The sequence below is a fragment of the Aerococcus sp. HMSC23C02 genome (genome assembly GCF_001806805.1).
Taxonomy (GTDB): domain Bacteria; phylum Bacillota; class Bacilli; order Lactobacillales; family Aerococcaceae; genus Aerococcus; species Aerococcus sanguinicola.
Genome location: NZ_KV786039.1, coordinates 34298 through 40329, shown reverse-complemented (window position 1 = coordinate 40329; position 6032 = coordinate 34298). Strand labels below are relative to the sequence as shown.

The following is a 6032-nucleotide window of genomic DNA, read 5'->3' as shown; positions in this document are numbered from 1 at the left end:
AAGGCCCAAATTCAACAGCGCAACGGATGCTCACAGCACAGCCCCTAAAAGAAAAAACCAGCCGATCATTCCGATCGGCTGGTTTCATCAAATAATTATTTGTTTAATTTTTTAGCGAGACGTGATTTTTCACGAGCTGCTTTGTTGCTGTGAATTAAGTTCTTACCAGCTGCTTGGTCAAGTTCCTTAGAAGCTTGAACGAATAATTCTGGGGCGTTGTCGGCACCAGCTTCGGCAGCTTGTTCGAATTTCTTCATCGCTGTACGCATCTTGCTTAATTTTTTACCGTTTTGAGCAGTACGTTTTTCTTCTTGGCGTACACGCTTGATTGCTGATTGAATTTGTGGCATGAGAGCACCTCTTTCTGTGATAGATTTCAAGTGATGAGTCACTAACAGAAATATTATATCGAATATTTTCTCCAGATGCAAGGGGAAAAGAAATTTATCCTGGTCCGCCAAAGTGGCCCCACACGGCTTAAAATGATAGAATAGGGTGGAATGGAGTGGATCGTGCATGGATAATCAAACACTGATGTCGAATCAAAAATTTGATCTGGTGGCCCCCTATGAACCGAACGGGGACCAGCCGGAAGCCATTAAAGAATTAGTTGAAGGGGTGGAAGCGGGCGACCAGGCCCAGGTGCTCTTAGGGGGCACGGGGACGGGGAAGACCTTCACCATGGCCAATGTGATTGCCCAGACCAACCGGCCGACCCTGGTCCTGGCCCACAATAAGACCCTGGCTGGCCAGCTCTACGGGGAGCTGAAGGAATTCTTCCCCAACAATGCGGTGGAATATTTCGTTTCCTACTATGATTATTACCAGCCGGAAGCCTATGTGCCTTCGAGCGACTCTTATATCGAAAAGTCAGCCTCGGTCAATGATGAGATCGACAAGCTCCGCCACTCGGCCACCTCAGCCCTCTTGGAACGCCGGGATGTGGTGATTGTGGCCTCGGTGTCCTGTATCTATGGTTTGGTGAATCCAGAAGAATACCGGGACCATGTCTTGTCCATCCGCGAGGGTCAGGAGATGGAACGCAATGATTTTATGCGCAAGCTGGTGGATATGCAGTTTGAGCGCAATGATTTTGACTTCCAGCGGGGGACTTTTCGTGTGCGCGGGGATGTGGTGGAGGTCTTCCTGGCCTCACGTGATTCTTCGGCTATCCGGGTGGAATTTTTTGGTGATGAGATCGACCGGATCCGCGAGGTGGATGTGCTGACGGGCGAAGTGAAGAATGATGTCAAGCACTATCCGATCTTCCCGGCGACCCACTTTGTCGCTAACCAGGAACAGATTCTTCGGGCCGTTCAAACCATTGAGGCGGAACTGGACGAGCGGCTCAAGGAATTGGAAGCGGACAATAAGTTGCTGGAGGCGCAAAGGCTGGAGCAGCGGACCCGCTATGATATTGAGATGCTCCTGGAGATGGGCTATTGTAATGGGATTGAGAACTATTCCCGCCACATGGACGGTCGGAAGCCGGGTGAGGCGCCTTATACCTTGCTGGACTTCTTCCCGGACGACTGGTTGCTCATGGTGGACGAGTCCCACATGACCATGCCCCAGGTGCGCGGGATGTACAATGGGGACCAGGCCCGCAAGCAGCAGCTGATCGACTACGGTTTCCGCCTGCTGAGTGCCCTGGACAACCGGCCCCTCAAGCTGGAGGAGTTCGAGAAGAAGGTCAACCAGGCCATTTACGTCTCGGCGACACCGGGCGACTATGAAGTGGACCTGGCCCATGGGGAAGTGGTCGAACAGATCATCCGACCCACTGGCCTCCTCGACCCGCAAGTGGAAGTCCGTCCCATCAAGGGGCAGATCGACGATTTGGTCAGCGAGATCAACGAACGGGTGGACAAGGAAGAGCGGGTCTTTATCACGACCCTGACCAAGCAGATGTCCGAAGACTTGACCGACTACCTGGAAGAGATTGGCATCCGGGTCAAGTACCTCCACTCGGACATCAAGACCCTGGAGCGGACCGAGATTATCCGCGACCTGCGCCTGGGCGTCTTCGATGTCCTCGTTGGGATCAACCTCTTGCGGGAGGGGATCGACGTGCCGGAAGTCTCCTTGGTGGCCATCTTGGACGCCGACAAGGAAGGCTTCCTGCGTAATGAACGCTCGCTCATCCAGACCATTGGCCGGGCAGCGCGGAACTCTTCCGGCCACGTGATCATGTACGCCGACCACATCACCGGGTCCATGCGCTATGCCATGGATGAAACAGCCCGCCGGCGGAAAATCCAGCAGGCCTACAACAAGGAGCACGGCATTACCCCGCAAACCATCAAAAAGGAAATCCACGATTCGATCCGGATCACTTCCGACGTCAACCTGGCCGAAGAATCCGAATCCCTCACCGAAAGCATCCGCGCCCTCAAGCGCAATGAAAAAGAAGAAGCCGTCCACAACCTGGAAATGGAAATGCGGCAAGCGGCCAAGGACTTGGAGTTCGAACGCGCCGCAGAGCTGCGTGATGTCTTGATGGAATTGAAAGCAGAATTTAAGATTAAATAAGGGTGTGAGGGAGCGCGGTTAGAAGTGGACCTCTGGAGCAAAAGACCGAAGAAGTCTGAAAGACTTCGCAGGGACTTTGTGAAGAGGAGCCACTTCTGCGCGACCGAACCCGACTACAGGGTGTGATTTTTGGGACGGTGCTGAGGAGCATGCGTTGCGCTCTTGAAAGTGATCGTTAAAGAGCCGTGGCACCGGTTCGGGCCAAGGTCCCTCACCTAGCGAGACTCAAACGTCTCGTACGGCTGGCGCCTACGATACGTAATTCGCTTCACTTGCTTGGTCACGGCTAACGATCACTTTCAAGGCTCCACTCCTGCTCCTATCAATATTGTGTTCTACCATCAAAATATCACTTATAATAATGGGGTATTGGTGAACAGATGCTGTGGTTTTATCAATATTGTCTAGTGTGATAAGAATGTTCCTTAATAATTAATGTAAAAATGAGAGAAAAACCAGATCCCGAAATTCCTGGGGTCTGGTTTTTGTGTTTTTATAGGGAGGGGGAATGGATAAGCCACACTCGTCTGCCGTGATTGTGGCTTGGGTGGTGTCAATCCACATTCGGCCATTATGAGTGTGGATTGAAAACTGTCAACCCACACTCGTATATCGTGAGTGTACCTTAACTATTGGCAACCCACACTTGGGCAGGTTCACTGTGTCTTGGAGCTCGCCAACCCACACTCGATCGGTTTTATTGTGCCTTGCCGATTATCAACCCACACTCAACCAGCTTGATTGTGGGTTGCCCCCTCTAACCCCCAACCAAAATGAAAAACCAGGCCGGGAGCCTGGTTTCATCTTTTATTCTACTTGGGGTCGCTCATCTACCCAGCGGTCCATGGCGGCTTTGGCGAGGATGAGGCAGGTTAGGCCGAGGGAGAGGCCGGCCAGGGTGTCGGAGAAGTAGTGGACACCGAGGAAGATGCGCGACCAGGCCAGAGCTAGGGAGAGGAGGCCCACCAAAGAGTAGAGGAGGGCGGGATGTTTGAAGTGTTTGGGCCAGAGGTAGACCAGGGTCAGGGCCAGAGTGCCGTAGAAGACGACCGAGCCCATGGAGTGGCCGCTGGGGAAGGAGTAGCCGCCGACCAGGATCAGGTGGTCGAAGAGGTCAGGCCGCGGCCGCTGGATCAGGAATTTGACCAGCTGGTTGATGCCGGAGATGGTCAGGAAGTTTGACAGGACCAGCCAGAGAGCCACTTGTTTTTCTTTTTTGTAGAGGAGCCAGAGGGCCAACAGCGCGATGAAGGTCAGCTGCAGGTAGTTGTCGCCCAGGTAGGTGAAGGCACGGATGATGGGGACCAAGAGAGGGTAGTGGCCGCCGTAGAGGGCCGTGTTCACCGCCTGGTCCATGGCCAAGAGGGCGGGATTTCCCGTCGCAACTAGGCACAAGATGATTAGAAAAGGCAGGCCAGCGAGTCCAGCGGCCCACAGGTAAGATGTTTTCATGTTTTTCCTCCAAATAATGCAATACCTTTATTTTACGCTAATTTAAAGAAAAATAAAGTCTTTTTTAAGAGGGGTTAGAACAGACTTTGGAAAAGTTCTCTGTTACAATGTAGAGTAAGAATAAGAAATGGAGTGACGGGATGAAAGCAGCATTTATCATTGATAGTACAGCAAGTTTGCCGGATGAGTTGAGAAACCGGGACAATGTCTTTCAAGTGGACTTGTCGATGCGCTTTCCGGATGGCAAGGAGTTTGCGGACACTGCTGAACCCGAGGCAGCCCAAGCCTTCTACGACTACTTAGATGCTTCGCCTGAATTGCCCCAGACCTCCCAACCGGAACCCCTGGCCTTCTACAAGCGGGCCCAGGAGATTATTGCGGGCGGCTATGATACGGTCTTCGCCATCTTCCTCTCCAGCAAGATCAGCGGCACCCTGAAGACGGCGCGGATGGTGCTGGAGGAATTCGCTGATGACTTCAAGACTTATTACATTGATTCCAAGGGGACCTCTTTCCAGATGCAGCACATCCTGATTGAAGGCTTAGAGATGCTGGAAGCGGGCTGGCCGGCTGACCGCCTGGCTGAAGAGCTCCAGTGGATCGGCGACAATTCCCGGATCTATGTGGTGATTCCGGACCTGAAGACCTTCGTGAAAGGGGGACGGGCTTCCTTACTGACCGCTAAATTGGGCAGCCTGCTCCGAATCAACGTGGTGGCCTACTTCAATGCGGCCGGTGAGGTGGTCCTCTATGACAAAGTCCGGACCAAGAAGAAGGTTATCCAAGCCTACCAGAAACTCCTGGATGAAGCCATCGCGGCCTATCCCCAAGGCATCCGCCTGGCTTTTGCCCACGGGGGAGTGCCGGAAGAAGCGGAGGAATTTAAGGCAGCCATCCACGGCCAGCATCCGGACCTGGACTGTATGATCGGCTATCTGACCCCTGTTTTGGGGACCCATGGCGGCAAGGGCTCGATCGGTATGGGAACCCTGGCCAAGCACCGGCCCCTGGCAGACTAAGTGAGAAATCTTTTAGGCATTTTCCCTTGCATTCTGAACCTTTTGGGCGTATACTTTGGAGAGTGCCGTCATGGCATGACCTAGTACTTAGTCTTTGCGAGTCACCGACGATCGACTCAGTTCTAGGCAAAAATATAGAAAGAGGTGTTGTCAAAATGGCAATTTCAAAAGAAGAAAAAACACAAATTATCGAAAAATATGCAACGCATGAAGGGGATACTGGGAGCCCAGAAGTACAAATCGCTGTACTTACCGCAGAAATCAATGCGCTGAACGCCCATGCCCAAACGCATAAGAAAGACCACCACTCATACCGTGGCTTAATGAAGAAGATTGGTCACCGTCGTAACTTATTAGCTTATTTACGTAACAAGGATGTTACTCGTTACCGTAACTTGATCCAAAGCTTAGGTTTACGTCGCTAATTCGATGTCAAAAAAGCGAGATTCGAGCAATTGGATCTCGCCTTTTTATTAAGAAAAATGAGCTTGGATTTTTTGGGAGCTGTGCTGTGAGCATACGTTCCGCTGTTGAATTTGGTCCTTGAAAAGCCATGGCACCGGCTCGAGCCTCGGTCTCTCGCCTAGCAAGCTTCAAAGGGCTCGTACGGCTCCGCCTACGATCCCTAATTCACATTGCTTGCTTTTCATGGCTAAGGCCCAACTTCAACGCTGCACTTCTGCTCATGACTGGCTTCCAAGCTGCTTTTTGCTTGGTGCTTTGTTAGTGGTTGTGCGGGGATTGTGCTGTGAGCATGCGTTCCGTCTTGAGTTTGCTCGTTAAAGAGCCATGGAACCGGTGAGAGCCAAGGTCTCTCACCTAGCAAGCTTCAAAGGGCTAGTACGGCTAGCGCCTACTATCCCTAATTCACATTGCTTTCTTTTCATGGCTAACGATCAAACTCAAGCTCCACTCCTGCTCATGAGTAGATTCCAAGCTGCTTTTTGTTTGGTGCTTTGATAGTGGTTGTGTGGGGGACTGTGCTGATGAGCATACGTTCCGTCTTGAAAGTGATCGTTAAAGAGCCGT

5 protein-coding genes are annotated in these 6032 nt (G+C 52.0%); 3 read left to right on the top strand and 2 right to left on the bottom strand.

Features of this window, described 5'->3' with window-relative positions:
- Positions 1 to 95: 95 nt before the first annotated feature.
- Positions 96 to 350: a 30S ribosomal protein S20 gene (rpsT, locus tag HMPREF3090_RS00330; RefSeq protein WP_067972352.1), complete on the bottom strand. Its 255-nt coding sequence runs from the start codon at positions 348 to 350 to the stop codon at positions 96 to 98.
- Between the two features lie 184 nt (positions 351 to 534).
- On the opposite strand from rpsT, the gene uvrB reads away from it, so the two are divergent.
- Complete coding sequence (uvrB, locus tag HMPREF3090_RS00325) at positions 535 to 2532, top strand: excinuclease ABC subunit UvrB (protein WP_067976506.1); 1998 nt, start codon at positions 535 to 537, stop codon at positions 2530 to 2532.
- A gap of 807 nt (positions 2533 to 3339) precedes the next feature.
- Here the strand turns inward: uvrB and HMPREF3090_RS00320 are convergent.
- A complete protein-coding gene (locus HMPREF3090_RS00320) occupies positions 3340 to 3984 on the bottom strand; it encodes a phosphatase PAP2 family protein (protein ID WP_067972349.1) in 645 nt (214 codons plus the stop codon).
- A gap of 140 nt (positions 3985 to 4124) precedes the next feature.
- On the opposite strand from HMPREF3090_RS00320, the gene HMPREF3090_RS00315 reads away from it, so the two are divergent.
- Positions 4125 to 5003, top strand: a complete 879-nt coding sequence (locus HMPREF3090_RS00315) for a DegV family protein (RefSeq protein ID WP_067972347.1) — start codon at positions 4125 to 4127, stop codon at positions 5001 to 5003.
- Between the two features lie 155 nt (positions 5004 to 5158).
- Complete coding sequence (gene rpsO / locus HMPREF3090_RS00310) at positions 5159 to 5428, top strand: 30S ribosomal protein S15 (RefSeq protein WP_067972344.1); 270 nt, start codon at positions 5159 to 5161, stop codon at positions 5426 to 5428.
- The last annotated feature ends 604 nt before the right edge of the window (positions 5429 to 6032 follow it).